The 26,169-nt window shown below is 49.7% G+C and carries 27 protein-coding genes; 9 read left to right on the top strand and 18 right to left on the bottom strand.

Annotation, left to right across the window (positions count from 1 at the left end):
* Window positions 1-152: 152 nt before the first annotated feature.
* From plsX to HMPREF2711_RS06455, 4 genes are all read right to left on the bottom strand, one after another.
* Window positions 153-1,223 carry a phosphate acyltransferase PlsX gene (plsX, locus tag HMPREF2711_RS06470; RefSeq protein WP_003748926.1) on the bottom strand — a complete coding sequence of 357 codons (1,071 nt, stop codon included), beginning with the start codon at window positions 1,221-1,223 and terminating at the stop codon, window positions 153-155.
* 120 nt (window positions 1,224-1,343) lie between these two features.
* Window positions 1,344-1,868 (bottom strand): phosphoribosyltransferase, encoded by a 525-nt coding sequence (locus HMPREF2711_RS06465; protein ID WP_003748924.1) that lies wholly within the window; start codon window positions 1,866-1,868, stop codon window positions 1,344-1,346.
* A 92-nt stretch (window positions 1,869-1,960) separates the two neighbouring features.
* Window positions 1,961-2,140: a 50S ribosomal protein L32 gene (gene rpmF / locus HMPREF2711_RS06460; protein ID WP_002240035.1), complete on the bottom strand. Its 180-nt coding sequence runs from the start codon at window positions 2,138-2,140 to the stop codon at window positions 1,961-1,963.
* A gap of 33 nt (window positions 2,141-2,173) precedes the next feature.
* Window positions 2,174-2,677, bottom strand: a complete 504-nt coding sequence (locus HMPREF2711_RS06455) for a YceD family protein (RefSeq protein ID WP_003748922.1) — start codon at window positions 2,675-2,677, stop codon at window positions 2,174-2,176.
* Between the two features lie 55 nt (window positions 2,678-2,732).
* On the opposite strand from HMPREF2711_RS06455, the gene HMPREF2711_RS06450 reads away from it, so the two are divergent.
* Both HMPREF2711_RS06450 and HMPREF2711_RS06445 read left to right on the top strand, forming a co-directional pair.
* A complete protein-coding gene (locus HMPREF2711_RS06450) occupies window positions 2,733-3,323 on the top strand; it encodes a Maf family protein (protein WP_172884824.1) in 591 nt (196 codons plus the stop codon).
* 54 nt (window positions 3,324-3,377) lie between these two features.
* A complete protein-coding gene (locus HMPREF2711_RS06445) occupies window positions 3,378-4,088 on the top strand; it encodes an SAM-dependent methyltransferase (RefSeq protein WP_003748918.1) in 711 nt (236 codons plus the stop codon).
* Window positions 4,089-4,182: 94 nt separating this feature from the next.
* On the opposite strand, the gene yidC is transcribed toward HMPREF2711_RS06445, so the two are convergent.
* From yidC to rpmH, 4 genes are all read right to left on the bottom strand, one after another.
* Window positions 4,183-5,829, bottom strand: a complete 1,647-nt coding sequence (gene yidC, locus HMPREF2711_RS06440; protein ID WP_003748915.1) for a membrane protein insertase YidC — start codon at window positions 5,827-5,829, stop codon at window positions 4,183-4,185.
* A gap of 118 nt (window positions 5,830-5,947) precedes the next feature.
* Window positions 5,948-6,169 (bottom strand): membrane protein insertion efficiency factor YidD, encoded by a 222-nt coding sequence (gene yidD / locus HMPREF2711_RS06435; protein WP_003682178.1) that lies wholly within the window; start codon window positions 6,167-6,169, stop codon window positions 5,948-5,950.
* The gene (rnpA, locus tag HMPREF2711_RS06430) at window positions 6,166-6,507 is read right to left on the bottom strand and encodes a ribonuclease P protein component (RefSeq protein ID WP_003748912.1); all 342 of its coding nucleotides are present in this window, start codon (window positions 6,505-6,507) and stop codon (window positions 6,166-6,168) included. The genes yidD and rnpA overlap by 4 nt, the downstream gene beginning before the upstream one ends.
* A 2-nt stretch (window positions 6,508-6,509) precedes the next feature.
* Window positions 6,510-6,644 (bottom strand): 50S ribosomal protein L34, encoded by a 135-nt coding sequence (gene rpmH / locus HMPREF2711_RS06425; protein WP_002214728.1) that lies wholly within the window; start codon window positions 6,642-6,644, stop codon window positions 6,510-6,512.
* Between the two features lie 319 nt (window positions 6,645-6,963).
* Here rpmH and dnaA point away from each other — a divergent pair, with 319 nt between their 5' ends.
* Both dnaA and dnaN read left to right on the top strand, forming a co-directional pair.
* A complete protein-coding gene (dnaA, locus tag HMPREF2711_RS06420) occupies window positions 6,964-8,532 on the top strand; it encodes a chromosomal replication initiator protein DnaA (protein ID WP_070615848.1) in 1,569 nt (522 codons plus the stop codon).
* 105 nt (window positions 8,533-8,637) lie between these two features.
* Complete coding sequence (dnaN, locus tag HMPREF2711_RS06415; protein ID WP_003748908.1) at window positions 8,638-9,741, top strand: DNA polymerase III subunit beta; 1,104 nt, start codon at window positions 8,638-8,640, stop codon at window positions 9,739-9,741.
* 137 nt (window positions 9,742-9,878) lie between these two features.
* On the opposite strand, the gene HMPREF2711_RS06410 is transcribed toward dnaN, so the two are convergent.
* From HMPREF2711_RS06410 to orn, 6 genes are all read right to left on the bottom strand, one after another.
* On the bottom strand, window positions 9,879-10,241 hold the full coding sequence (locus HMPREF2711_RS06410; protein ID WP_003748906.1) for an ACP-like domain-containing protein: 363 nt from the start codon (window positions 10,239-10,241) through the stop codon (window positions 9,879-9,881).
* Window positions 10,242-10,538: 297 nt separating this feature from the next.
* Window positions 10,539-12,125, bottom strand: coding sequence for an L-lactate permease (locus tag HMPREF2711_RS06405; protein WP_003748905.1), 1,587 nt, complete (start codon window positions 12,123-12,125; stop codon window positions 10,539-10,541).
* A gap of 330 nt (window positions 12,126-12,455) precedes the next feature.
* The gene (locus HMPREF2711_RS06400) at window positions 12,456-13,091 is read right to left on the bottom strand and encodes a 7-carboxy-7-deazaguanine synthase QueE (RefSeq protein WP_003748903.1); all 636 of its coding nucleotides are present in this window, start codon (window positions 13,089-13,091) and stop codon (window positions 12,456-12,458) included.
* Between the two features lie 108 nt (window positions 13,092-13,199).
* Window positions 13,200-13,571 carry a DUF1304 domain-containing protein gene (locus HMPREF2711_RS06395; protein ID WP_003748902.1) on the bottom strand — a complete coding sequence of 124 codons (372 nt, stop codon included), beginning with the start codon at window positions 13,569-13,571 and terminating at the stop codon, window positions 13,200-13,202.
* A gap of 73 nt (window positions 13,572-13,644) precedes the next feature.
* Complete coding sequence (gene queD / locus HMPREF2711_RS06390; protein WP_003748900.1) at window positions 13,645-14,067, bottom strand: 6-carboxytetrahydropterin synthase QueD; 423 nt, start codon at window positions 14,065-14,067, stop codon at window positions 13,645-13,647.
* Window positions 14,068-14,130: 63 nt separating this feature from the next.
* Window positions 14,131-14,688, bottom strand: a complete 558-nt coding sequence (orn, locus tag HMPREF2711_RS06385) for an oligoribonuclease (protein ID WP_003748898.1) — start codon at window positions 14,686-14,688, stop codon at window positions 14,131-14,133.
* A gap of 133 nt (window positions 14,689-14,821) precedes the next feature.
* Between orn and dxs the strand changes: the two genes are divergently transcribed.
* From dxs to HMPREF2711_RS06365, 4 genes are all read left to right on the top strand, one after another.
* Window positions 14,822-16,711 carry a 1-deoxy-D-xylulose-5-phosphate synthase gene (dxs, locus tag HMPREF2711_RS06380; RefSeq protein WP_003748896.1) on the top strand — a complete coding sequence of 630 codons (1,890 nt, stop codon included), beginning with the start codon at window positions 14,822-14,824 and terminating at the stop codon, window positions 16,709-16,711.
* A 35-nt stretch (window positions 16,712-16,746) separates the two neighbouring features.
* Complete coding sequence (locus tag HMPREF2711_RS06375; protein WP_003748894.1) at window positions 16,747-17,757, top strand: glycosyltransferase family 2 protein; 1,011 nt, start codon at window positions 16,747-16,749, stop codon at window positions 17,755-17,757.
* A 35-nt stretch (window positions 17,758-17,792) separates the two neighbouring features.
* Window positions 17,793-19,193, top strand: a complete 1,401-nt coding sequence (locus HMPREF2711_RS06370; protein WP_003748892.1) for an L-serine ammonia-lyase — start codon at window positions 17,793-17,795, stop codon at window positions 19,191-19,193.
* A gap of 159 nt (window positions 19,194-19,352) precedes the next feature.
* Window positions 19,353-20,207 carry an ankyrin repeat domain-containing protein gene (locus tag HMPREF2711_RS06365; protein ID WP_003748891.1) on the top strand — a complete coding sequence of 285 codons (855 nt, stop codon included), beginning with the start codon at window positions 19,353-19,355 and terminating at the stop codon, window positions 20,205-20,207.
* A gap of 59 nt (window positions 20,208-20,266) precedes the next feature.
* Here the strand turns inward: HMPREF2711_RS06365 and HMPREF2711_RS06360 are convergent, their stop codons facing one another.
* Window positions 20,267-20,488 carry a hypothetical protein gene (locus HMPREF2711_RS06360; RefSeq protein ID WP_003748889.1) on the bottom strand — a complete coding sequence of 74 codons (222 nt, stop codon included), beginning with the start codon at window positions 20,486-20,488 and terminating at the stop codon, window positions 20,267-20,269.
* An 8-nt stretch (window positions 20,489-20,496) separates the two neighbouring features.
* On the bottom strand, window positions 20,497-21,126 hold the full coding sequence (locus HMPREF2711_RS06355) for a C40 family peptidase (protein WP_003748886.1): 630 nt from the start codon (window positions 21,124-21,126) through the stop codon (window positions 20,497-20,499).
* A gap of 260 nt (window positions 21,127-21,386) precedes the next feature.
* Here HMPREF2711_RS06355 and hslO point away from each other — a divergent pair, with 260 nt between their 5' ends.
* Window positions 21,387-22,283, top strand: a complete 897-nt coding sequence (gene hslO, locus HMPREF2711_RS06350; protein ID WP_003748884.1) for an Hsp33 family molecular chaperone HslO — start codon at window positions 21,387-21,389, stop codon at window positions 22,281-22,283.
* Window positions 22,284-22,457: 174 nt separating this feature from the next.
* Here the strand turns inward: hslO and tyrS are convergent, their stop codons facing one another.
* Together tyrS and HMPREF2711_RS06340 are read right to left on the bottom strand one after the other, a co-directional pair.
* A complete protein-coding gene (gene tyrS, locus HMPREF2711_RS06345; protein WP_003748882.1) occupies window positions 22,458-23,753 on the bottom strand; it encodes a tyrosine--tRNA ligase in 1,296 nt (431 codons plus the stop codon).
* 75 nt (window positions 23,754-23,828) lie between these two features.
* The gene (locus tag HMPREF2711_RS06340; protein WP_003748880.1) at window positions 23,829-25,688 is read right to left on the bottom strand and encodes an acyltransferase family protein; all 1,860 of its coding nucleotides are present in this window, start codon (window positions 25,686-25,688) and stop codon (window positions 23,829-23,831) included.
* Between the last annotated feature and the right edge of the window lie 481 nt (window positions 25,689-26,169).

Below are 26,169 nucleotides of genomic sequence, written 5' to 3'. Positions count from 1 at the left end.
AGAACGGCCTTTTTAGAGAGTTAATTCGGATAGTCGGATATTGTAAGCGAAAATGGGGAAATTCCCAATATGAAGCATGAAGTTGGTGTTTCAAAGATAAAAACAGGCCGTCTGAACGTTTTGAAGTTTCAGACGGCCTGTGTATATCAGCCTTAAGCTTCCGTGGCCGGAGCGGCGGTTTCTTCCTGCTCTGCTTCTGCTTTGGCGGCTTCTAAAGCGGCCAACTGGGTGGCTACGCCTTGTTCGATTTGGGCGAGGCCGGCGGATTTGGCTTCGTGGTAGGCTTCCTCCAAAGCATAACGGAAGCCGACTTCGTCGGTTCCGCCGTGGCTCTTAATCACGATACCGCGTAAACCAAGCAGGATGGCGCCGTTAAATTTACGCGGATCAAGTTTGCCTTTCAAGCCTTTGAGCGCGGGCAGGGCGGCAATGGCGGCAAGTTTGTTGAACAGGGTGCTTTGGAATTCACGGCGGATGGCACCGCTCATGAATTTAACCGCGCCTTCAATGGTTTTGAGCATAACGTTGCCGACAAATCCGTCTGCGACAACGACATCGGCTTCGCCATACAAAACGCTGTTGCTTTCGATATTGCCGATGAAGTTGAGTTTGCTGCTGCTCAACAGTTTAAAGGTTTGTTTGACGGCATCCGTACCTTTGATATCTTCAGTACCGACGTTCAAAAGAGCGACGCGCGGGCTGCCTTTTTCCGGGTGCAGGGCGTGTACCAGCTCGCTGCCGATGATGGCAAATTGAACCAGTTGCTCGGGCGTGCAATCGACATTTGCACCCAAATCCAAAGCTAAGGTAACGTGTTCGCTGTCGGAAGGCAGAAATTTGGCGATGGCGGGGCGCTCAATGCCGGGAATGGTTTTGAGGACGAATCGGGCGGTCGCCATCAATGCGCCGGTATTGCCTGCCGATACGGCGGCTTGCGCGTTGCCTTCTTTAACTTGGTTGATGGCGATGCGCATGGATGATTCTTTTTTGTTTTTCAGCGCGGATTGCGGCGCTTCATCCATTTCAACAACTTGTGCTGCATGGCAGACGGTAATGCGGTCCATGGGCGCGCCTGCCGAGCTTAATGCTTGGCGGACTGCTGCTTCATCGCCGACCATAATCAGGTGTACGTCGGATTGTTGTTTTAGGAAATCCACTGCACCGGGGACGGTAATCGCAAGGCCTGCATCTCCGCCCATGGCATCTACGGCCAGTGTAATCATGTTGTTCTCCGGTTTGTGTGTTTCAGATGGCCTCGGACCATCGGACAAGCACACTCATCTGATTTTCAGAGATAGATTGAAAATCAGATGGAAAGGCTTGTTGCGACGGTTATGCCGGATTTATCGGTTTTGCGCGGCCAATTTATTGTGTTCGTCGATGTCCAGCGCGTCCCAAGGATAGTTAATCCACCAGTCTTCCACGGTAATGCCGCTGAAATAAGGGATGCCTTCGGGAATCTTGCCGACTTTGGCTTTGATTTTTTCATGCAATACTGCCACGCCGATGGTGCCGAAATCTTCTTTCAACAATTCGTTCAGGCAGAATTCCATGGTAACGCGGCTGTCGTCCACTTCGTCAACAACCAGTACGTTTTTGCCTTTCAGTACATCGGGAACGGGATCGAGCCATTGGACTTTTTTCACTTCTTCGGTCACTTGACCTTCGTGATCGTTGTCGTAGTAGGCTGTGGTCACGGCGTAAATCGGGATTTCCAAGAAGCAGCGCAACATGCGGGCAGGGATAAAACCGCCGCCGCCAATGGCAATCATGGCATCGTATTTGGTGCCGGAGTTTTGGATTTTTTCCGCCAATCCTTTGATTACGCGGTGGATGTCGTCGTAGGTGTACCAGATTTTACGTTTCATGGTGTGCTTCCGAAGAGGAAAATACAGGGTGCAATGCAAAAAAGCCAGTCATTGCATGGCAATATTCTGGCTTTTTCAGTCAGACGAACGGATTATTCGCCTTTAGCTTTTACCACTTTACGGCCACGGTACATACCGTTTGGAGAAATGTGGTGTGGACGATGCACTTCGCCGGTTGCGCTGTCGACAGACAGAGAAGGCGCAGTCAGAGCGTCGTGTGAACGGTGCATACCGCGTTTAGAAGGGGATTTTTTGTTTTGTTGAACGGCCATTTCAAGCTCCTAAATAAATAAACTGTGTCCTAATTAACTGCTTTTCAAACCTGCTAAAACAGCGAAGGGGTTTGGTTTGTCCCGATTGACTTCTTCCAGTGTCCCATTGTTGCCGCAGTCTTTGTGTCGAGGGGAGAAAGGGAGCGACATCAGGATTTGGTCTTCGACCAGAGTTCGTACGTCTAGCTCTTTTTCGAGCAGCATACCTTCCAATTCTTCATCGGCAAGCATGGCTTCGTCCAAACTCTCTTCATCGGCAAACAAGACGATACGGCTGGTTTCATCGAGTAGAAACGGCATGGGCGTAATGCAACGCTGGCAAATCAGGGGCATGTCGGCTTTGACGTTCAAATCGAGAAACAGACGTTGCAGCCGGTCGCGGCCACCTTGCAGCGTAAACGACACGCGCGTCTGTTTGTCGGCCGGATAATCGTGCGAACTGACTCGTTCATCCAATTCTTCGAGCAGGAAGCTGCCTTGCAGATTCTGCCCTTCGGCGGCGAAAACTTCTGGGTCAATCAAATTAGGGTATGACATAAACGGAGTATGATATAATTTCGGCGGTCTAACGTCAATGTTTTTAAGTAAAAATATGGAAGTAAAACTGCCTTTGGTTTTAGGGTCGAGTTCGGTTTTCCGCTGCGGACAGCTTCGCCGTTTGGGTATCGATTTTCAGACGGCATCGCCTGATTTTGACGAAACGCCTATTGCGGGCGAGCATGCGGGCGAGACGGCGCTGCGTTTGGCTAAAGGCAAAGCCCGTTCATTGGCGGCAGCTTTCCCTGCCGCGCTGATTATCGGCGCAGACCAAGTCGCATGGTGCGAAGGACGGCAGTTGGGCAAACCGATGAACGTCGCAAATGCACAACAGATGCTGGCGGACTTGAGCGGAAAACGGATTGAATTTTACAGTGCAATCGTGCTTTTGAATACTGCCACGGGCAAGGTTCAGCATCATGTCGATCATACGGTGGTTACCATGCGCCAGTTGTCGCAGGAACAAATCAGCCGATATTTGGAACGCGAGCCGGATGCGGTTTATTGTGCAGGTGCGGCGAAGAGCGAGGGTTTGGGCGCTGCTTTGTTGGAGCGTATTGAAAGTACGGACCCGAATGCTTTGATCGGTCTTCCGATTTTCCGTCTGATTGATTTTTTGAAAAACGAAGGTGTGGAAGTTTTATAGTTTGAAGCCGTCTGAATGTGTTCAGACGGCCTGAGATTTTTTGGAGCTGCAAGAATGAAACCGATTTTGTATTTGATTCCTACCCCTTTGGGTGCGCCTGATACGCCAAGCCTGTTGCCGCATGAGCAACAGGCGATTGTCGGGCTGACGGATTTTGTCGTGGAAGCGGAGAAAACAGCGCGCGCGCATTTGAAATACTTGGGCGTAACTACGCCTATCCGCGAGCTGAATCTGCAAACGCTGAATGAACACACGGATTTGAAGACTTTGCCGGAATTGCTGAAACCTTTGCAAGAAGGGCGCAGTATGGGTATTGTCAGCGAGGCAGGTTGCCCGGCTGTTGCCGACCCGGGCGCGAATTTGGTGGCGTTGGCGCATAAACACGGTTTTGAAGTACGACCTTTGGTCGGGCCGTCCAGTTTGTTGCTGGCGCTGATGGCTTCGGGTGCGAATGGTCAGAACTTTGCGTTTAAGGGTTATTTGCCGTCTGAAAAAAATGAGCGGATTCAGCGTTTGAAGGCTTTGGAACAACGTTCGCGCCAGCAGAATGAAACGCAGCTGTTTATCGAAACGCCGTATCGCAACGATGCGTTGTTGGCTGATGCGGTGGAAAACCTGCATCCTGAAACGCGATTATGCGTGGCCACGGACTTAACCTTGCCGACACAGGAAATCATCAGCCAGACGATTGCGCAGTGGAGAAAAAGAAAAGAAATGCCGAATTTGAAAAAACGCCCGACAATTTTTGTGTTGCATGCCGCTTAAAACTGGATTGGGTTCAATTTCAAACTGTATTTGTTTGGGGAAATAAAAAAGGCCGTCTGAACAACAGACGGCCTTTGTGTTGCCTAAGCTTTTATCAAGAAACGACTTCGCCTTGGGCGCGTTGTTTTTCGATGCTGCGGTTGATGTGCCATTGTTGGGCGATGGTCAAGAGGTTGTTGACTACCCAGTACAGAACCAAACCGGCAGGGAAGAAGAAGAACATGATGGAGAAAATCAAAGGCATGACTTTCATCATTTTCGCCTGCATAGGGTCGGTTGACGGCGGATTCAGATAAGTTTGTGCAAACATGGTTGCCGCCATAATCAAAGGCAGGATGTAGAAAGGATCCGGACGGCTCAAGTCGGTAATCCAGCCCAACCAAGGCGCTTGGCGCAATTCTACGGAGGCGAACAATGCCCAGTACAGACCAATGAAGACGGGGATTTGCAACAGCATAGGCAGACAGCCGCCCAGCGGATTGATTTTCTCGTCTTTGTAAAGCTGCATCATGGCTTGTTGTTGTGCCATGCGGTCATCGCCGTATTTTTCTTTGATGGCTTGCAATTTAGGCGCAGCGGCACGCATTTTTGCCATAGAGCGGTAAGAGGCGTTGGTCAACGGGTACAGCACGGCTTTGACGATGATGGTCAAAACGATGATTGCCCAGCCCCAGTTGCCGATGATGTTGTGCAGTTGGTTCAAGAGCCAGAAGAGCGGGGAGGCGAACCAGTGTACTTTGCCGTAGTCTTTGGCCAGTTGCAGTTTGTCGGCAATGTTGGCGATAACGGAAGTGGTTTGCGGACCGGCATACAGGTTGATGGCGGTTTCGGCTTTCGCGCCGGCTTGGATGGCGGCTAAAGGCACGCTGACGCTTGCGCTGTACAGGTTGTCGTTGCGGCGTTTGATGTCGATACGGCAGTCGCCTGCGGCGCAAACGCTTTGGCCGTCTTTAGGCTGCAAAATCCAAGTGGACATGAAATGGTGTTCAATCATGCCGAGCCAGCCGGTCGGCGTTTTGCGGATGTATTCGGCTTCGGATTTGCCGGATTTGGCATCGTCGTCCAAATCAGAGAAGCTGACTTTTTGGAAGCCGCCTTCAGGGGAGTAAACCACCGGGCCGACGTAAGAGCGGGTAAAGTAGCCTTGGCCTTCGGGTTCGCTGTGGTCGCGGACGATGCGGTAGTCTGCGCTCAGGTTGACGGGTTGGCCTTTGCTGTTGGTAATGTCGAAACGGACGTTAACCAAGTAGCTGCCTTTGGTGAAAGTATAAACTTTGTCGATTTTCAGGCCGTTGGTTTCAGGCGCGCTCAGGCGGACTTCGACTTTGTCGCCTTCCAAACTGTATTGTTTTTGCGGAGCGCTAAAGCTGATGCCTTTCAGAACGTTGTTGCCTTGTGCGTCCAAAAGCTCGGATTGGGCAACGTAGGTGTATTCTTTGCCATCGTTAAACAGGACGAAAGGTTTGTGTTCGTCGCCGGTTGCTTTGTATTGCAAGAGGGTCAGCTGGCGCAGGTCACCGCTTTTTTCATCGATGACGGCTTTAACTGTGTCCGTGGTAACGGTAATGGGGGAGGCCGGGGCAAGCGCGGCTTCGGCAGCGGCTTTTGCTGGGGCGGCGGCCGTTTGCTGTTGCGCGGCTTGTTGCGCCGGATTAGGTTTGGGGCTGGGGAAGAAATGTTCCCAGCCGGCAAAAATTGCTACTGAAATGGCAAAAAACGCCATTAGTCTTTTAAAATCCATAAGAGATTCCTGGAATTGACGGATAGGTAATCGAGATGAAAACTGCTTCAGACGGCATTATATAGAAACCGACGGGAAATTAAAGGAAATCGTGTTCTTTAAATGGTTGACAGCAGCATTATGGAACAGGGTCGTGTCCGTGTCCGCCGAAAGGATGGCATCGTGCGATGCGTTTGATGGCTAGCCATCCGCCTTTGAATGCGCCGTATTTTTTGACGGCTTCGACTGCGTATTGTGAACAGGTCGGGGTATAGCGGCAGCGCGGCGGAATGAGGGGGCTGATGCAGTATTGGTAAAAGCGGATGAGTGCAAGGAGGAGCTTGGAAAGCAGGGTGTTCATCGGCGTTTTTTCATCAGCTGGGCAAGTTGGTTGCGGGCTTCTGGGGCGGTTTCCCGATTAAACGCCTGACGCACGCGCACAACAAAATCATGCGGCGGCAGCTGGTGTTGATTCAGCCTGAACCAGTCGCGGATGACGCGCTTCATATAATTGCGGTCATGGGCACGTTTGGCGGTCTTTTTGCTGACGACCAAACCAAGTCGCGGATGGCCGAGCGCGTTGTCTGCGGACTGGGAGACTTGCAGCAAATCGCGGCTGCGTCGGTTTTTCAACGCAAAAACGGATGAAAAATCATCCGTTTTTAATAAGCGATACTGCTTCGAGAAGCCGTAATTCAAAATTATACAGCCAGGCGTTTGCGGCCTTTGGCGCGACGGGCAGCCAATACTGCGCGACCACCGCGGGTTTTGGAGCGAACCAAGAAGCCGTGGGTGCGTTTGCGTTTGGTAACGGAAGGTTGATAAGTGCGTTTCATGATGTTTCCTAAAAATTGGTAGATAATTAAACCGTGAATTACACTCCAATTTGTTGCTTTTGTCAATCAATATAAAAACTTTTCGTCGGCTAAAGTGTGACAACGGGTTTGATGCGTTGATAGAATTTGTGGATAAAATTTTGCGGCGGTTGTGGATAAAAAAGAGCGGAATGGGTATAATCGCCCAACCTTGCTTTTCTCTGTGCGCAAGGCCGTCTGAAAGCAGCGGGAATATTGTAAAAATTTGATTTTTATCGGATTGCCTGTCTGCTCTGCCTTCTTGTATTTCCCAAATCTTCCATTTTCCGAGCTTAATCTCATGACGTTAGCTGAATTTTGGCCGCTGTGCCTTTGCCGCCTTCACGAAATGTTGCCTGCCGGGCAGTTTGCGCAATGGATTGCGCCTTTGACCGTGGGCGAAGAAAACGGCGTATGGGTGGTGTATGGTAAAAACCAATTTGCCTGCAATATGCTCAAAAGCCAGTTTGCCGCCAAAATTGACGCCGTGCGTGCCGAATTGGTGCCTCAGCAGGCTGCGTTTGCGTTTAAGCCGGGCGTAGGTACGCATTATGAAATGGCGGCTCAGGCTGTTGCTCCGGTGCAAGTGCAAGAAGTCATTGAAGTTGAAGAGTGTGTAGAGCCTGTTCAAATGCCTTTGCAAACTGCTGCGGCGGTGGAAGAAGATGGGCCGTCTGAAACGGTTTCCAAGCCTGCCGTTGCCATGACGGCTGCCGAGATTTTGGCGCAACGCATGAAAAACCTGCCGCATGAGCCTCAAGTGCAAACTGCCGCTCCGGCTGAGTCTAAAGCAGTTGCCAAAGCTAAAGCCGCCGCGCAACACGATGCGGAAGAAGCGCGCTACGAACAGACTAATCTGTCGCGCGACTATACATTTGAAACCTTGGTGGAAGGTAAGGGCAACCGCCTTGCCGCAGCCGCCGCCCAAGCGATTGCGGAGAATCCGGGGCAGGGCTACAACCCGTTTTTTCTGTACGGCAGCACGGGTTTGGGTAAAACCCACTTGGTGCAGGCCATCGGCAACGAATTGCTGAAAAACCGTCCTGATGCCAAAGTGCGCTATATGCACTCGGACGACTATATCCGCAGCTTTATGAAGGCTGTGCGCAACAACACTTATGATGTGTTCAAGCAACAATACAAGCAATATGACCTGCTGATTATCGACGATATTCAGTTTATTAAAGGTAAAGACCGTACGATGGAAGAATTCTTCTATCTATACAACCATTTCCACAACGAGAAAAAACAACTGATCCTGACGTGCGACGTATTGCCTGCCAAAATCGAGGGTATGGATGACCGTCTCAAGTCCCGTTTCTCATGGGGTTTGACTTTGGAACTCGAACCGCCTGAATTGGAAATGCGCGTGGCGATTTTGCAGAAAAAGGCAGAAGCAGCCGGTATCAGTATCGAAGACGAAGCCGCTTTATTTATTGCCAATTTGATCCGCTCCAATGTGCGTGAGCTGGAAGGCGCGTTTAACCGTGTCAGCGCCAGCAGCCGTTTTATGAACCGTCCTGTTATCGATATGGATTTGGCGCGTACGGCTTTGCAGGATATTATTGCCGAGAAACACAAAGTCATTACCGCCGACATCATCATCGATGCGACGGCCAAATATTATCGCATTAAAATCAGCGATATATTGGGAAAAAAGCGTACGCGTAACATCGCCCGACCGCGCCAAGTCGCCATGAGCCTGACCAAAGAGCTGACCACGCTCAGCCTGCCGTCTATCGGTGATGCCTTTGGTGGACGCGACCACACGACTGTGATGCACGGCGTGAAAGCAGTGGCGAAACTGCGCGAAGAAGACCCTGAATTGGCGCAAGACTACGAAAAGCTGCTGATTTTGATTCAAAACTGACCCAATGCAATTTCAGACGGCCTGATATCGATATGAGGCCGTCTGAATACAAAAAATATTTTAAAATACCCAAATCAACCGATTTCAAATTCAAAGGAATGGAACATGCTGATTTTACAAGCCGACCGCGACAGTCTGCTCAAGCCGTTGCAAGCCGTTACCGGTATCGTTGAGCGTCGTCATACTCTGCCGATTCTGTCCAATGTGTTGCTGGAAAGCAAAGACGGACAAACCAAACTTTTGGCAACCGACTTGGAAATCCAAATCAATACCGCCGGCCCTGAAAGTCAGGCAGGCGATTTCCGCATTACGACCAATGCTAAAAAATTCCAAGACATCCTGCGCGCCCTGCCCGACAGTGCGCTGGTGTCCTTAGATTGGGCGGACAACCGTTTGACTCTGCGTGCGGGCAAATCCCGTTTTGCCCTGCAAACCCTGCCGGCAGAAGACTTTCCTTTGATGAGTGTCGGCAACGATGTCAGCGCAACTTTCTCGCTGACTCAAGAAACCTTCAAAACCATGCTTTCGCAAGTGCAATACAGCATGGCGGTTCAAGACATCCGCTATTACCTCAACGGCTTGCTGATGCAGGTCGAAGGCAACCAACTGCGCCTTGTTGCAACCGACGGCCACCGCCTTGCTTATGCGGCCAGCCAAATTGAAGCGGAACTGCCGAAAACAGAAGTCATCCTGCCGCGTAAAACGGTATTGGAACTCTTCAAGCTGTTGAACAATCCGTCCGAATCCATCACCGTTGAGCTTTTGGACAATCAAGTACGCTTCCAATGCAATGGTACAACCATTGTCAGCAAAGTCATCGACGGCAAGTTCCCCGACTTTAACCGCGTGATTCCTTTGGATAACGACAAGATTTTCCTCGTTTCCCGTACTCAGCTTTTGGGTGCGCTCGAACGTGCCGCCATTCTTGCCAATGAAAAATTCCGCGGTGCGCGACTGTTCTTACAGCCAGGTTTGCTGAGTGTCGTATGTAGCAACAACGAGCAGGAAGAAGCGCGCGAAGAGTTGGAAATCGCTTACCAAGGCGGAGAACTCGAAGTCGGTTTCAATATCGGCTACCTGATGGATGTGTTGCGTAATATCCACTCCGACGATATGCAGCTTGCCTTCGGCGATGCCAACCGCTCAACGCTGTTTACTATGCCGAACAATCCGAACTTCAAATACATCGTAATGCCGATGCGTATTTGATTTGGAAAACAAACAAAAAGAGCGTGTACGGTACACGCTCTTTTTTATAGGCTTGAATCAAAAGGCCGTCTGAAAATTGTTTTTCAGACGGCCTTTTGATTAAACCGGGATGATTCGGTTAAATAGGAAAGCTGGGATTAACGTGGACGTGGTTCGCAGTTTTTCACCAGGAATGAGCCGTTAGGGGCGTTCACGCCAACTACTTCAGAAGTAGTGTGGGTGTTTTTGTCGATGAAACCGGCAGACATTACATAGCCGCGACGGTTGGTGAAAGTAGTGCCAGTGCTGTCAGAACGTTTTTTGTCGACAACCAAAGAGGCTTTTTTGCCACCGGCGTTTACGTCGGCAGTAACTGCGCGGCCGCTGCGGTCAAAGCCGTACATCACGTTCAGTGATTTGCCACCGTCACAACGGTAAGAAACGAAGCCGGCAGGTGCAGCGGCAGCAGAGAAGGAAACAGTAGCCAATGCGGCTGCAGTGATAACAGAAAGTAATTTCATGATCTAAGCTCCATATGAGGGTTGTGTGTCATCTTGCAAAGTGAGAAAGGGTTTCCGTTTGCAGATGAAGCGTATTTTAGGCGTTTTGTCGGTAGTGGCAATTAGGTAAATTGCAAAACAGTGTTTACTTATGATTACCTGATTGTTTATTAATAGAAAGTTGTTTGTAATTTGGTGTTGCAAAGTGGCTATGCGGATTGTTGCGGAATATATACATTAATGATTCTTTAAGAAATATAGCGAAAGAATACAAAAAAGGCCGTCTGAATATTCAGACGGCCTTTGATATGAAGTGGTTTACAAGAAGAAAATTGAAGCGATAGTCACGGCGATGACGCCATAGATGCTCATCGGGATGACAGTTTTCTTAATGATCGCGCCTTCGGCGTTGTTCACGTTCAACACGCTGCACACGGCGATGATGTTGTTGATGCAGACCATGTTGCCCATTGCGCCGCCGACAGATTGCAGGGCGAGGATGAGGGTAACGGACAGGCCGGTATCAAGCGCGATTTGTTGTTGAATCGGACCGAAGGTCAGGTTGGATACAGTGTTGGAGCCTGAGAAGAATGCACCGATTGCGCCAAGGTAAGGGGAGAAGTACACCCAGTGTTCGCCTGCCATCGCGGCAAACTCTTTACCGATGATTTTCACCATGGAGTCATCGCCGCCGACCATCATCAGCTGAACCATAATCAGCGCACCCATCAGGGCAAGCAGCGGTTTTTTGGTTTGGTTGAACGTTGCAGCGTAGAAAGACCATGCATCTTTGAATTTGGTTTTGTACAGCAGGATGCAGATCCAAACGGTGAAGACAAACGGAATCCAAGCCGGAACGTAGAGGGTTTGATAGGAAGCGTTTACGCCTTGACCGAAGATGTTGCCGAAGGTGATGGTCAGGGAGTCGCTGACGGTGATTTTGGATAAATCAAACGGCAGTTGGAAGCTGAACCATTCTTCTTTGCTGGTCAACAGGCCTTTAATGCCCAGTTGTTTGATACGGGTGACCACCAGCATGCCGATCAGCATACCCAAAGGGGCCAGTGCTTTGGCAACTTGGGTGAAAGGTACTTTTTCTGCATTCGGGTCTTTGGCGTAATCTTTGCTCAAGCCCCAGCCGCGGTTTGCTGCGAATACGGAAACCATCAGGCCGATTGCGCCAGCAACCAGAGATGGGAACTCTTCATTGACCATTGCCAATGCGACATAAGGAAGGGTACAGGAGAAGACGGCAATGCCGATGAAGCCCAAGTTTTTGCGGATTTCAGCCCAAGGCACGATGAAGCTCAAGCCGATGACAGGGATGATGAAACCTGCGAAGAAGTGCATGACGCCGGTTTGTCTGCCGATGGCAAGGATGTTTTCGGCACTCAGGTTCAACGGAGCGAAACCGAACCAAGTCGGTGTGCCTACCGCGCCGAAGGAAACGGGTACAGAGTTCATCACCAAAGTAAAGATGGCTACTTTCAGCGGATTAAAGCCCAAGCTCATCAAGATTGGCGCGGCAATAGCGGCAGGCGTACCGAAACCGGATGCGCCTTCAATCATAAAGGCGAAAGACCAGCCGATGATCATCAATTGGGCAATCGGGTTCGGGCTGATGGTGGCCAGCCATTTGCGGATGACGTCGATACAGCCGGTGGTTTCCATCATGCGGTTGAACATAATGGCACCGAAAATCACGGTAATCGGGGTCAGGGTAGAGACGAGGCCTGACGCTGCCGTTGCGTTGAGCAACATGGCGTTGTCGCCGAAATAAAACAGTTTGATGACGTAAATCAGCGCGGCGGTAATCGGCAGCGCAATGTAAGACGGCATACTGTTTTTCTTAACCATCAGCCAAATCAGCAGGATGATGGGGAAAATGCTGAGAAAGAGAGCCATAGGAATATCCTCGGGGCAACAAGCACCATAACCGTCAATGTAATGGCGGTTTGATACGATGTGTTGAGCAATAAATGTTTTTCGAATAGATATTTGCATCCTCAGATGCGGTTAGTTATCAGGTAAATTGGTTATACCAATTTATGAAAACTGTTGCACACTTTACGTAATCTTATGTAATCGGTCAAGAGTTTTATAACAAAAAAGGCCGTCTGAAATAGGGTTTCAGACGGCCTGAGCGCTTTGCCAGTAGTGCATTTGGTCGAATATCGAATGGTATTTACATTCAATATTTTGTAAAGGTTTAATTTTTGATTGATTTCAAACGAATTATTCTATTCCTGCCCACTTATGCGTCTGTACGCTCAGTTGCCAATGGACGGGGGCATCGGCTCGGCTGTTTAACACGCCGATTTGGCGGATGGTGTCGTAGATATTCATCGCACCGTCTTGTTCGCAAGGCGAGAGATAGTAATGTCGGGCGCGGATTTTGCGTTCCATTTCCTGACAAAACGCAATGACTTCGCCGTCGGCGACAATGCGCACTTCGTCTGCTTTTTCGATGCAGCTTTTTTCATATTTGGCAGCGTAACAGGCTTTGGGACTGGTGGCAACGTAGTCGATTTGCGGCGGAGCGGGGTTGAGGCCGTTGGTTTCGATACACAGAAAATAGCCTTCGGCTTTGAGTGCGTTGAGCAGGGTATCCAAATGCGGTTGGATGGTGGGTTCGCCGCCGGTAATAATGATATTGCGCGCCGTGTAGGTTTTCAGACGGCCCAAAATATCGGACAGGCTCATCATGCCGAATTTGAGGTAGTCGGTATCGCACCAGCTGCACGCAAGATTGCATTTGCCCAGGCGGATGAAAACGGCGGGCATGCCTGTGTTCCAACCTTCGCCTTGCAGGCTTTCAAAGATTTCGACAATGCGGTATTGGGGATTGTTCGGCGTGATGTGAATGGTCATGAATATTAGGTGTGCGGGATTGAATTGTTGTCGTGAAGCGTTTTGAGAAATCGGTTGAGGCAGCCATTCTTTCTGTCAGTTCAATAGGAAAGAATGGCTGGTGTGTATTTAAGCGGCAATGACGGCTGCGGCGGCCAAAAATGCCGGCAAGCCTTGTTTGAACAAAATGCCTTTGTTGCCGGACGAAAATGCGCCCCATGCGGCGGCGATGAGGACGAAGCCGAGGAACAGGATGGTCGCGCCGTAAACGGCGTTGTCGGGTGCGGCAAAGCGCGCCCATACCAAGCCGATGGCGAGGAAGCCGTTGTACAGGCCTTGGTTGGAAAACAGGGTTTGCACGCGCTTTTGTTCCATAAATTCGTAAGGCATATTGAACAGTTCTGCCGCTTTTTCGCTTGGGATTTGCGTCATTTCGAGCCAGGCGATGTAGAAATGTTCGACAGCGACGAAGAGGACGAGGAGGGTGGAGAGGAGTTTCATGAGGATTCCTTTTGATGTTTAGCGGATGGGTGTGTTTGGGGAACAGGCCGTCTGAAAAATACAAAATGCCGGTTTATTCCCCTTCATATTCTGCACACGAAGTCGGCGTTTCCCATAATTTCACGCTGCACACTTTGACACCGGCGTTTTTCAGACGGCCATACATTTCTACGCTCATGTTTTCGGCGGTGGTGCGGCAGGGCAGGCGTAGGGTTTTCATGTTCCAGCCTTCCAAAAGTGCGGCGATTTGGCTTTCGCGTTCGTTGTTGCCGTGATAAATGAAGGCATGGTCGAACGGGTCGGTAATGTGTTGTTTGACGATGGCTTTCAGGTCGGTAAAGTCCATCACCATGCCGTCTTTTGCACCGCCTTGGATAACGGGCGCGGAGACGGTGATTTCGAGTTTGTAGGTGTGGCCGTGCAGGTTTTGGCACTTGCCGTCATGCCCGTCGAGCATGTGCGAGGAATCGAAGGTAAAGATTTTGGTGATTTTCATGAGATGAAGGAAGCCGATCAGGCCGTCTGAACGGTGTCAAACCGGTTTCAGACGGCCTTAAGATTATTGTTCGGAAGGGAGTTTGAGGAAATGCTCGCGATAATGACGCATTTCTTCGATACTTTCGAGGATGTCGTCCAATGCCTTGTGCGAACCGCGTTTGACCACGCTTTTGGCAACGGCCGGATTCCAGCGTTTGGCCAATTCTTTCAGCGTGGATACGTCTAGGTTGCGGTAGTGGAAATAAGCTTCCAAACGCGGCATGTATTTGACCATGAAGCGGCGGTCTTGATGAATGGAGTTGCCGCACATGGGCGTGGATTTCTCGGGTATCCATGCGGACATGAAGTCCAGCAGGTTTTGCTCGACTTCGGCTTCGGTCAGTGTGGATTCGCGTACGCGTTGGGTCAGGCCGGTGCGGCCGTGGGTGGCGGTGTTCCACTCGTCCATGCTGTCGAGCAATTCATCGCTTTGATGGATGACGTATACGTCCGATTGCGCCAGTACGTTCAAATCGGAGTCGGTAATGATCATGGCGACTTCGATAATGCGGTCGTGTTCCGGGTTGAGGCCGGTCATTTCCATATCGAGCCAGCAGAGATTGTTTGCGTTTTGGGTCATTTCAGACGGCCTTGTGTTTTCAGTTGGCAGTATTATAAAGGATAAAGGTTCGGGCCGTCTGAAAGCATTTGTAACAAGTTGTGCAATCTCTTGATATAATCGTCCGTTACACAAAAATTCACCGCCAAAAATCATGAACCCAAGCCCTTTGCTCGATATTATCGATACGCCTCAGGATTTGCGCCGTCTGGAGAAAAAACAGCTGCCGCAAGTCGCCGCCGAATTGCGCGAATTTCTGTTGGATTCCGTCGGTAAGACGGGCGGCCATTTCGCCAGCAACTTGGGCGCGGTCGAGCTGACGGTGGCTCTGCATTATGTGTACGACACGCCCGAAGACCATTTGGTCTGGGATGTCGGCCACCAAAGCTATCCGCACAAAATTCTCACCGGCCGCAAAAATCAAATGCACACCATGCGCCAATACGGCGGTTTGGCGGGTTTTCCTAAACGCAGTGAGTCGGAATACGACGCGTTCGGCGTGGGACATTCTTCCACATCCATCGGCGCGGCCTTGGGCATGGCCGTTGCGGACAAACAGTTGGGCAACAACCGCCGCAGCGTCGCCATCATCGGCGACGGCGCCATGACGGCAGGTCAGGCGTTTGAAGCCCTGAACTGCGCAGGCGATATGGATGTCGATTTGCTGGTCATCCTCAACGACAACGAAATGTCGATTTCCCCCAATGTCGGCGCGCTGCCGAAATATCTTGCCAGCAACGTCGTGCGCGATATGCACGGCCTGTTGAGCACCATCAAAGCCCAATCGAGCAAAGTGTTGGACAAATTGCCCGGCGCGATGGAGCTTGCCCAAAAAGTCGAAAATAAAATCAAAACCTTGGCAGGCGAAGCGGAACACGCCAAACAGTCGCTGTCTTTGTTTGAAAACTTCGGTTTCCGTTACACCGGCCCGGTGGACGGCCACAACGTTGAAAATTTGGTGGACGTATTAAAAGACTTACGCGGCCGCAAAGGCCCTCAGTTGCTGCACGTCATCACCAAAAAAGGCAACGGCTACAAATTCGCCGAAAACGATCCTGTCAAATATCACGCTGTTGCCAAGCTGCCGAGCGAAGTGCCTGCTCCGGAAGTCAAACCTGCCGCGGCCAAGCCAACCTATACGCAAGTGTTCGGCCAATGGCTGTGCGACCAAGCGACGGCGGACGAGCGTTTGGTTGCTATCACGCCTGCCATGCGCGAGGGCAGCGGCTTGGTTGAGTTTGAACACCAATTCCCCGACCGCTATTTCGACGTCGGTATCGCCGAGCAACACGCCGTTACCTTTGCAGGCGGTTTGGCGTGCGAAGGCATCAAGCCTGTCGTGGCGATTTACTCCACTTTCCTGCAACGCGCTTACGACCAGTTGGTACATGACGTTGCCCTGCAAAACCTGCCTGTTTTGTTCGCCATCGACCGCGCAGGTATTGTCGGTGCAGATGGCCCGACCCATGCCGGTTTATACGACTTGAGCTTTTTGCGTTGCGTGCCGAACATGATTATTGCCACACCCAGCGACGAAAACGAATGCCGCCTGCTGCTCTCAACCTGCTATCAGGCAAATTCGCCGTCCGCCGTCCGTTATCCGCGCGGTACAGGCACGGGGGCAACTGTTTTAGACGGCCTGGAAACCGTTGAAATCGGCAAAGGCATCATCCGTCGCGAAGGCAAGAAAATTGCCGTTATCGCCTTTGGCAGCATGGTTGCCCCATCATTGGCCGCTGCCGACAAGCTGAACGCGACCGTTGCCGATATGCGCTTTGTCAAACCGATAGATGAAGAGCTGATCGTCCGTCTCGCCCGAAGCCACGATTACATCGTTACTGCTGAAGAAAACGCCGAACAAGGCGGCGCAGGCAGCGCGGTGTTGGAAGTGTTGGCGAAACACGGTATCTGCAAACCGGTATTGCTGCTGGGTGTAGAAGACAAAGTTACCGAACACGGCGACCCGAAAAAACTCTTAGCCGATTTGGGACTGAATGCCGAAGCCGTTGAAAAACGCATTGCCGGTTGGATAGAGGTCGTCTGAAAAATATTAAAACATCTCAATACATTGCGTAATTTATGGGAAAAAAATTAATCAGCATCAGTATGGTGCGCAACGAAAACGACGTGATCGAATCGTTTGTCCGTCATAATCTCGAGCTGATGGATGAAATGCACATCATCGATCATGGCAGCAGCGATGGTACAAGGGAAATCCTGATTCAATTGAAAGAAGAAGGTTTACCGGTATTTATCTATCAATATCAAGCGCTCAAGTTCAATCAAGACCAATTGGTAAACCTGCTTATGAAGCAGCTTGTAGCAAAAGATGAAGCGATAGATTTTGTTTTTCCGCTGGATGCGGACGAATTTATTTCATGTCCTAGCCGTATCATGCTGGAACAACTTTTGGATGTCATCGGCGAAAACAGGATCGGCATGTACCTTTGGCGCGGCTATTTGCCGACATCGTTGCAATACAACCCTGATTTCACCACTCAATTTACCGAGCAACGCCTCGAAACGCTCTTTACCCCTAAAGTCATTATTCCCAGATGGGCTGCCGAATCTTGCAGCGTGATTATCGGCTGCCATTACATGTTGGATAAAGATGGCAACAAGGTTGAATCAACCCTGTTTCATTCGCCGAATTATCGAGGTTTACATTCCTGGTTTATCGAGCAGTTTTCCGCACAATTTGCAGAGACCGATTTGTTGTGGCTGGGGCATTTCCCAATCCGCTCCTTGAACCAGCACATCAAAAAAATCCTAGAAAAGTCTATCTTGATTGCCATTAAAGACGGAAGTACCGATATTGCCTGGGAAAACCAGTTGCGCGAATTGTTGGACAACGGCATGAAGATGGACTTGAACGATTTACGGCTGTTGGCATACAGATACCGCGCCGGTTCCACAAGTTTAGAGGCCTCACAGTGTGAAGTCAGCCATTACGAACCCTTGCGTAAAAAACCGCTGACGCTGAAATACACCTCGCCGGAAGCAGGCGATCCTTTGATGACTGTCGGACATTTGGTACTTGCATTGGCAAGCGGCGCACAAGATTCCTCTTTAGGCCTTAAGGCCGTCTGAAAAACACAGCCCGCACACACAATGATAGGAAAATTATGATCAGCATCTTTGATATTTTTAAAATCGGCATCGGCCCGTCCAGCTCGCACACCGTCGGCCCGATGAAGGCCGCGGCCGCTTTTGCCGATTTGCTGAATGCCGAAAACTTGGATACACAAGTGGCGCGCATTGTCATTGAAGTGTACGGCTCGCTTGCTTTGACCGGCATCGGACACGGTACATTCGACGCATTATTGCTTGGTTTGGAGGGTAGCCTGCCGCACGATATTCCGCTGGCAGACATCCCCCAACGCTTGGAACGCATCCGCACGCAACACGTTTTAAAATTCAACGGCCGTGAAATGGCCTTCAATCCCGAAAAAGATTTGGATATCCGCGGCGACAAAGTGTTGCCCAAACATCCGAACGGCCTGAACTTTATCGCCTACCATTCAGACGGCCAGAAGCTGAAAGAGCAGATTTATTATTCGGTCGGCGGCGGTTTTGTCGTAACAGACGAAGGGTTTGCACAAGAAGCGCAGGAAAATTCGGACGTGCCATATCCTTACAAAAACTGCGACGAGTTGCTGGCACAATGCCGTCTGAACCAGTTGAATATTTCCGAAGTCGTGTTGGCCAATGAAGCAGCGTTGGCAGGTTGCGATGAAGCGGAAGTTCGCCGCCGTGTGGCCGCCGTAGCCGATGTGATGGAAAACTGCATCAAGCGCGGCTTGGGTGCGGAAGGGCAATTGCCTGGCGGCCTGAACGTACGCCGCCGCGCGCCGCAGTTGGCGGCCAAACTCAAAGTCTTGCGCGAGAGCGAAATCGTCAATACCCAACTTTGGCCGATGGTGTACGCCATGGCGGTCAACGAAGAAAATGCCGCCGGCGGCCGCGTCGTAACCGCACCGACCAACGGCGCGGCAGGCATTATTCCTGCCGTCTTGCACTATTTCCGCAAATTTAATCCGCACGCCAACCAATCGCGTGTTGAAGACTTCCTGCTGACTGCCGGCGCCATCGGCATTTTGTACAAAACCAACGCATCGATTTCCGGCGCGGACGTCGGCTGCCAAGGCGAAGTCGGCGTAGCGTGTTCCATGGCGGCGGGTGCATACGCCGAAGTTATCGGCGGAACACCGAAACAAGTGGAAAACGCCGCCGAAATGGCCATGGAACACCACTTGGGCCTGACCTGCGACCCTGTCGGCGGCTTGGTGCAAATCCCCTGTATCGAGCGCAACGGCATCGCCGCCGAAAAAGCCCTCAAGCTCGCCACGCTTGCGCTTTTGGAAGACGGCACAGACAAAAAAGTTTCACTTGATGAAGTGATTCAAACCATGCTGCAAACCGGCCGCGATATGAAGGCAACCTACAAAGAAACCTCACTCGCCGGCCTGGCCGTTACCTTGCAGAAAAAAGCCGTCCCCGTATCCGTGCGCGTGGTGGAATGTTAGAAATAGAATAGGGCAATTGTCCGATAAAAAAGGCCGTCTGAAATCATTGAGTATTTATTACTGTAATACAAGAACAGATATGGTTAAAAATATGTTCTTCGTAAAATTGGGTTGATGATGAATTGGAAATATACTGCATATTATTAAAAGGAGAATCCTATGCCGAAATACTCTAACATTTGCAGTGCCGCACGTGCTAGCGATTTGGCTGCTGTGCAGGATATTGTTCAAGTCGATCCAAAATCTGTTTTTACTATAAACAGTTACGGTTTTAACGCACTACATGAAGCTCTCATTGCCGACAGTTGCGGGAATGTCAATTTTGAATTGGTAAAATTTTTAGTAGGAGCAGGCTGCCCAATCAATCAAATCAGTAAAGGGGAACACCCTCGCTCTCCGCTGTGGATAGCTGCAGAGTTTTGTCCTGATACTGAAATTGTACAATTTCTTATCGATAATGGGGCAGACTTGGCTACGTTGGAGTCAGCCGGAAATCATAAGCATGTTATAGACTGTATAGATAACCTCAGTGAGCAAAAAGCTGTCCAACAACTACTTAGTAAATTGACAGGGTATCCACTTCCTGAGCCTCCGCCACCACCCAAATTTCCCGATCAGCGTGCTGATACCGCAACATGGAGAAAAACCACGGCGGCAATTAAAAAAGCTTTTGCGCAACTGGAGTGCGCAGATATTATTGCGATACCGAATGCAAGTTATACTGTCGGTGAATGTATTGCTGAATGTTTTGATAGGCTAGAGCGTCAGCCTGACCGCAATCGCTTTGTGGGTTACTGCTTTTATACAGAGCCTAATAAAAACCGTGCAAGAGAATATGGTTGCTTATATTTGAACTATGGCATGATTGGAGATGACGAAAGCGGAATCATCGAATTAGCAGACCGTATTGTTTCTTTATTGCGGCAACAAGGTTTTGATGCAGAGTGGAATGGTAATCCTGACGATTATATCAATGTATGGTTACAGCCATTTTATGCAGCCATAAGGGAGTAAGAATAAGAAAGTGCCGTCTGAAAAACTTTCAGACGGCCTTTTTTGTATGGATTGAAGAACTAACCGTTTTTTTGATAAGGGTTTTCCAGCCCAGCCATTAAGTCGCGGAAGTATTCGCGCAACTGTTTTTCGGAGCAACCCATCAGCAGGGCGTCTTCAAAAGCGTCCTGCGCCATTTGGTAGAGTTCGTTCAAGTTTTCGGTCATGACTTTGACTTTTTCGGTACAGGAAACGATCTGACCGTCGTCGTCATACCATTTGGGCATTTGCGGCATTCCCATAGCTCACCTCAGTTTAAGAAACGGGAAGGGTCGTTTTTCTTTACACGGCGGCCGAAGGCGTATTTCGCGCTCCAATATTTGTGGCCGAGGCTGGTAATTTCGATGCGTTTGCCCGTCCTCGGTGCGTGAATGAAATTGTTGTTGCCGATGTAGAGGCCGACGTGGGAGATACGGCCGCGACCCATGGTGCGGAAAAAGACCATGTCGCCCGGCTGCAATTCCGAACGGCTCACGGCAACGCCCATTTGCGCTTGTTCGGCAGAAGTGCGCGGCAGGTTCAGGCCCATGGCGCGTTTAAAGATGTGTTGCATGAAGCCGCTGCAGTCAAAGCCGGTAGAGGCTGATGTGCCGCCGTAGCGGTAGGCCACGCCGAGCAAGCCCATGGCGCTGCCGATTAACTCATCTGCATTGCCCGAAGGTGCGCGCGTATTGTTGCTTGCGGCAGGATAGGTATTGATGGGATGGACAGGGGTTGCCTGACGCGTATTGCCGTAAACGTTGGCGTTGTCGTTGAATTGGTTTAAAACACGCTGACGGGTGGTAATCAGGTTTTCCAAATCATCGGCGTAAGAAAAATTGACGCTCGCGAGCATGGCGACCGAAGTCCAAACTGCTGCGAGCCGGAGTAAAAAATTCATTGTACAAACTTCCGTTTCAGAAGGCATTCCCTGCCGATTGCAGGCACATTGCCGGTTTCTGAGATGTTATCCCGTATCATTCTCTTGTTATCTGCTTGATTGTATTAAAAAACTGTCTTTTTGGCAAAAAAACTGCTGTTATTTTGCGTTAAACCCTTGTTTCCAAAAGAACTAGAAAAACATCAGGCGCGGTTTCGCTTGATTTATCCGCCGCTGCAACCATATAAGCGGCATTCATTGATTTATTTTCAGAGACTGACATGACACAAAATCACAGCGATATCCGTACACGCTTTATCTTTGACGATATGCCCATCCGCGGTATGCACATCCGCCTCGAAAAGGTTTGGCAACACATCGTCAACCAAAAACATTATCCTGTCGCCATCCGCCGCGCTTTAGGCGAGTTGTTGGCCGCCTGCTCTTTATTGTCTGCCAACCTTAAAAACGAAGGCACGCTGATTGTTCAGGTTCAAGGTCAGGGCCGTCTGAAAATGTTGGTGGTGGAAGCGACTTCTGAAAATACTGTCCGCGCTACCGCCCGTTGGGACGAAACTGCTGAAATCCGTGATGATGAAAGCCTGACTGCGCTGTTGGGCGAAAACAGCGTGTTCGTTTTGACCCATCAGCCTAAAGATGCCGACCCTTGGCAAGGTGTTGTGCCGCTGGAAGGCGACAGCATTGCGCAAATGCTGGTCAACTATATGAAACGTTCCGAGCAGCTCGATACTTATATTACGCTTGCCGCCGACGACCACGCCGCAGGCGCATTATTGCTGCAACGCCTGCCGGAAGAAGAATTGGATGATGCCGCTTGGGAGCATGTGACCACGCTTGCGCAAACGCTTACTCCGCAAGAATTGACCGGTTTGGACGCTCATCACGCCCTTTACCGCCTTTACCATGAAACCCCGCCCCGCGTTTTTGAACCGGAAGCCATTGAATTTGCCTGCACCTGCTCCCGCGGCAAAGTCAGCGATATGCTGTTGATGCTTGGCGGTCAGGAAGTCGGCGGCGTGGTGGCGGAACAAGGCAGCATTCAAATTGACTGCGATTTCTGCCATAGCAAATATGTGTTTGATGAAACCGATGTCAACGCTTTGTTTGGTGCGGACGTGGTGAATGCCGTCCGTCAAGAAAATGAGCGTTTGCAGTAATTGCGCGATAAAAGTTGCTTAAAAAATTAGATTATTTAATAGAAGGGCAGGTGTAAAACCTGCCCTTTCTTTTTGGGAAAACTGAATATCATCAATAGGAAATGCCGTCTGAAAAAAGCGTGGCTGATTTCAGACGGCATGATTGTTTTAAACGATGCGTTTAATGTTTAAAGATTATTTCCAAACCAACAAAGCGTGGTTGCGTTTGCCGCGGCGGACGATGGTGTATTTGCCGAAACGTTTGTGTTCGTCGGTCAGCATATAGGCATCGTCAGGTTTTTCAGCGGCATGGTTCGGATTGTTGGCTTCAGCAGGTTTGCCGTTGAGCAAAACCGCTTTGCTGTTGACAAAACCGCGCGCTTCTTTGTTGGAAGACGCCAAACCGGTTTTCACCAAAGTCTCCACCACGTTGAGGCTCTCGGAAACTTCAAAAGTCGGCAGGCCATCGAGTGCCAGCTGCTCGAAGTCGCTTTCGGTGAGATGGCTTTGGTCTTCGGCAAACAAGCTTTCAGAAATGCGTTGGGCGGCGGCAAGGGCTTCTTCGCCGTGAATCAGGCGGGTCATTTCCTCTGCAAGAATGCGTTGCGCTTCTGGTTTGGTGCCGCTGGCTTTGTCTTTCGCTTCGATGGCATCGATTTCTTCGATAGACAGGAAGGTAAAGTATTTCAGGAATTTATACACATCTGCATCGGCGACTTTCAGCCAGAACTGGTAGAACTGATATGGCGAGGTTTTCTTCGCGTTCAACCATACCGCGCCGCCCTCGGTTTTGCCGAATTTGGTGCCGTCTGATTTGGTAACCAAAGGCAGGGTCAGGCCGAATACTTGTTTTTGGTGCAGGCGGCGGGTCAAGTCGATACCGGCAGTGATGTTGCCCCATTGGTCGGAACCGCCGATTTCCAAAACCGCGCCATGGCGTTTGTTCAATTCGGCAAAGTCGTAGCCTTGAAGCAGGGAGTAGGCGAATTCGGTAAAGGAAATGCCCACGTCGTCGCGCTCGATACGCTGTTTGACAGATTCTTTGTTCAGCATGGCGTTGACGGAGAAATGCTTGCCGATGTCGCGCAGGAAGTCGAGGCAGTTCATGCTGCCGAACCAGTCGGCGTTGTTGGCCATAATAGCAGCGTTATCGCCTTCAAAGCTCAAGAAAGGGGTCAATTGGTTGCGGATGCTTTCTACCCAGCCGGCAACGGTTTCGGCGGAATTCAAGCTGCGTTCTGTCGCTTTAAAGCTTGGGTCGCCGATCATACCGGTCGCGCCGCCCACCAAAGCAATCGGCGTATGACCGGCTTGTTGGAAACGGCGCAATGCCAATACAGGCAGCAAGTGGCCGATGTGCAGGCTGTCGGCCGTCGGGTCAAAACCGCAATAGAGGGAAATTTTTTGTTCGTTTAGCAAAGCGTCTAAGGCTTCGATGTCGGTAGTTTGCGCGATTAAGCCACGCGATTGTAGGTCTTTGATGACGCTCATTGATGTCTTCCAAAAAAATTAGCAGTTTTACAAACTGCTAATTGTAGCAAATTTCATCGGATGAATGGCTATGGCTTACTGAAGAAGCGTGTGTTTTTCAGAAAAACGCTTGGCCAGTTCTCTGCCGCCGTAAGGGTTGATGTGGTCTCTATCGGAATAAACCGGCAATCCGTTGATTTTGAAATTCTGCGGAATATAGGCGGCGGCATCGATAATATACACATTGGCATATTTTTCGGCTAATTTTTTGATGCGTTCGTTTCCTTTAAAAGTGTTTTGTTCATCAATAACAAGATTTTGATTAAATCCCGGTATGCGGTAAGACAGGATATAGGCGCGCAAACCGTTGTAGGATAGATTAGGGTTGTCTATCATCAGGTAAACCGCTTGTTTTTCCGAAGAAAGTTTTTGCAACATGAGGTCGAATTTTTTGAAAAAATCGGCATCGTAAGCAAGGGAATGGCTGTTTTCAGGCATTTGGCTGCCCCAGCGCATGGCTAAAAGCACTTTTGAGTATTGGGGCAGATGCTCTTTGGCATACTCATAAACGGCACGGCAGGAAGCGTTTTGCTTGAATACGGGGGCGGCATAACCTTCTACATAGGCACAACTGTCCGCAGTGACCATTGTTGCCGACCATTTTTCTTTTTTGCCGACGGTATCAAAAAACGTTTTATATTGGTCGGCATGCGAATCGCCTAGAATCAGTAATTCCGGCTGTTTGTCGGTATCGCCCCAAACACATTGTTTGTCGGTATTGTTGTGGCAAGAAGTGTAGGAACGCGCCAATCCCATATGGTCGTACTGCTCCATAAACGGGAGCCTCATGGCAAGAAAAGGCGTTATGGCCAAAACAAGCATGGGGGCGGCATAAACCCATGCCACAGATTGGGCAAAAGAGCCTTTCCACTTTTTAAACGGTTTCTCGACAAAATAATAAGAAAGCAGGGAGAGTGCAAACATTAAGACAATCGCGGCCGCAGTCGAATACGAAGGCAGATTGTTTGCACCGATGTATCTCATAAAAGCCAATACAGGCCAATGCCACAGATACAGTGAATAGGAAATCAAGCCTATGCCGACTGTAATCTTCCATTGGAAAAATTTTTTCAGCCGGTGTTCAAATTGATTGAAATAAATGAATGCGGCGGCGGCCAAACAAGGAATGATGGCGGCAGGCCCCGGGAAATAGGCGGTTTTTTCCGTATAGGCAAACAGGCAGGCAAACAGTACGCATACGGAAAGTAATGCGCCTGCCGCCGCATATGGTTTGCCGGTATCCAGCCCTTGTTGTTGCCGGTATTGCATCCACACTGCAGTCAACGAGCCGATCAGCATTTCGCAGGCGCGCAGATGGGGCAGGTAATATTTATCCAGCGAAGTCGGTATAAAAGAAGCTAAAATGCTGAATACGCATAGCGTGATGAGGAAGGCAAACTGGGTGCGCCAGCTTTTGCGGACAACCAATAACAGCAATATCGGGAAGACGAAATAATATTGTTCTTCGACCGATAAAGACCAAATGTGAAGCAAAGGTTTTTCTTCTTGTATGGGGTCGAAATAGCCCTGACCCTTTGCAAAAAAGATATTGGAAATGAACCCCAAGGTGGACAGTGCCGTCCTCCATAAAAGGGAAAAATCATCTTTGGTGAATAAAAGAAAGCCGCATATCAGCGTTGCCGCCAATACGGTAAAAAATGCGGGCAGTATCCGCTTGATACGGCGGATGTAAAACTTTTTGAACGAGAAAATTCCACTGCTCATTTCACGATGGATAATCATCGTGATCAGAAAGCCGGAAATGACAAAAAAGATATCAACACCAAGAAAGCCGCCAGGCAGCCAGTTTTTTTCAATATGGAAAACGACAACGGATAGAACAGCAACGGCACGCAATGTATCAATATCTGGGCGGTAAGATAAAACTTTGCTCATAATATTTTGATTTTAATTAGTTTATTTTAATGGCGTCGTCTGAAAAGTGATTCCTGCCGAGAATGGCAGTATTTCGGAGGTCGGCCATCGTTTGTCGGAACAGGGCAGTTTGTTTGCCTTCTTAGAATGATTGCTGATGATATGCGTTTGAATAGTAATGGATTAGAGTAGGAATAAAGTTGATAGTTTCAACATAATATTTAATATGTTGTTTTTATAATGAATCAATACGATGTGGTATTGTTTAATTTTTTATTGTCATATCAATGATATTGTTATTGATGATGTAACCTTGCGCTATTTTTAGGTGAGGCGTCGGTAAGAGATGGGAGATTTGAAGAAAGAAAAATTACGGGCCATGTCCGTATTTATTATGGAGATAATGTCTTGTTTTGTTGATATTTCAAGACGTGAGGCCGTCTGAAAATAAATTCAGACGGCCTTAATCTTAGAAAAGGCCGTCTGAAAAAGCGTTTTACCG

It is taken from the genome of Neisseria sp. HMSC070A01 (assembly GCF_001810165.1).
Classification (GTDB): domain Bacteria; phylum Pseudomonadota; class Gammaproteobacteria; order Burkholderiales; family Neisseriaceae; genus Neisseria.
The sequence above is the reverse complement of the archived record's forward strand: the minus strand, read 5'-3'. Positions and strand labels throughout refer to the sequence as shown.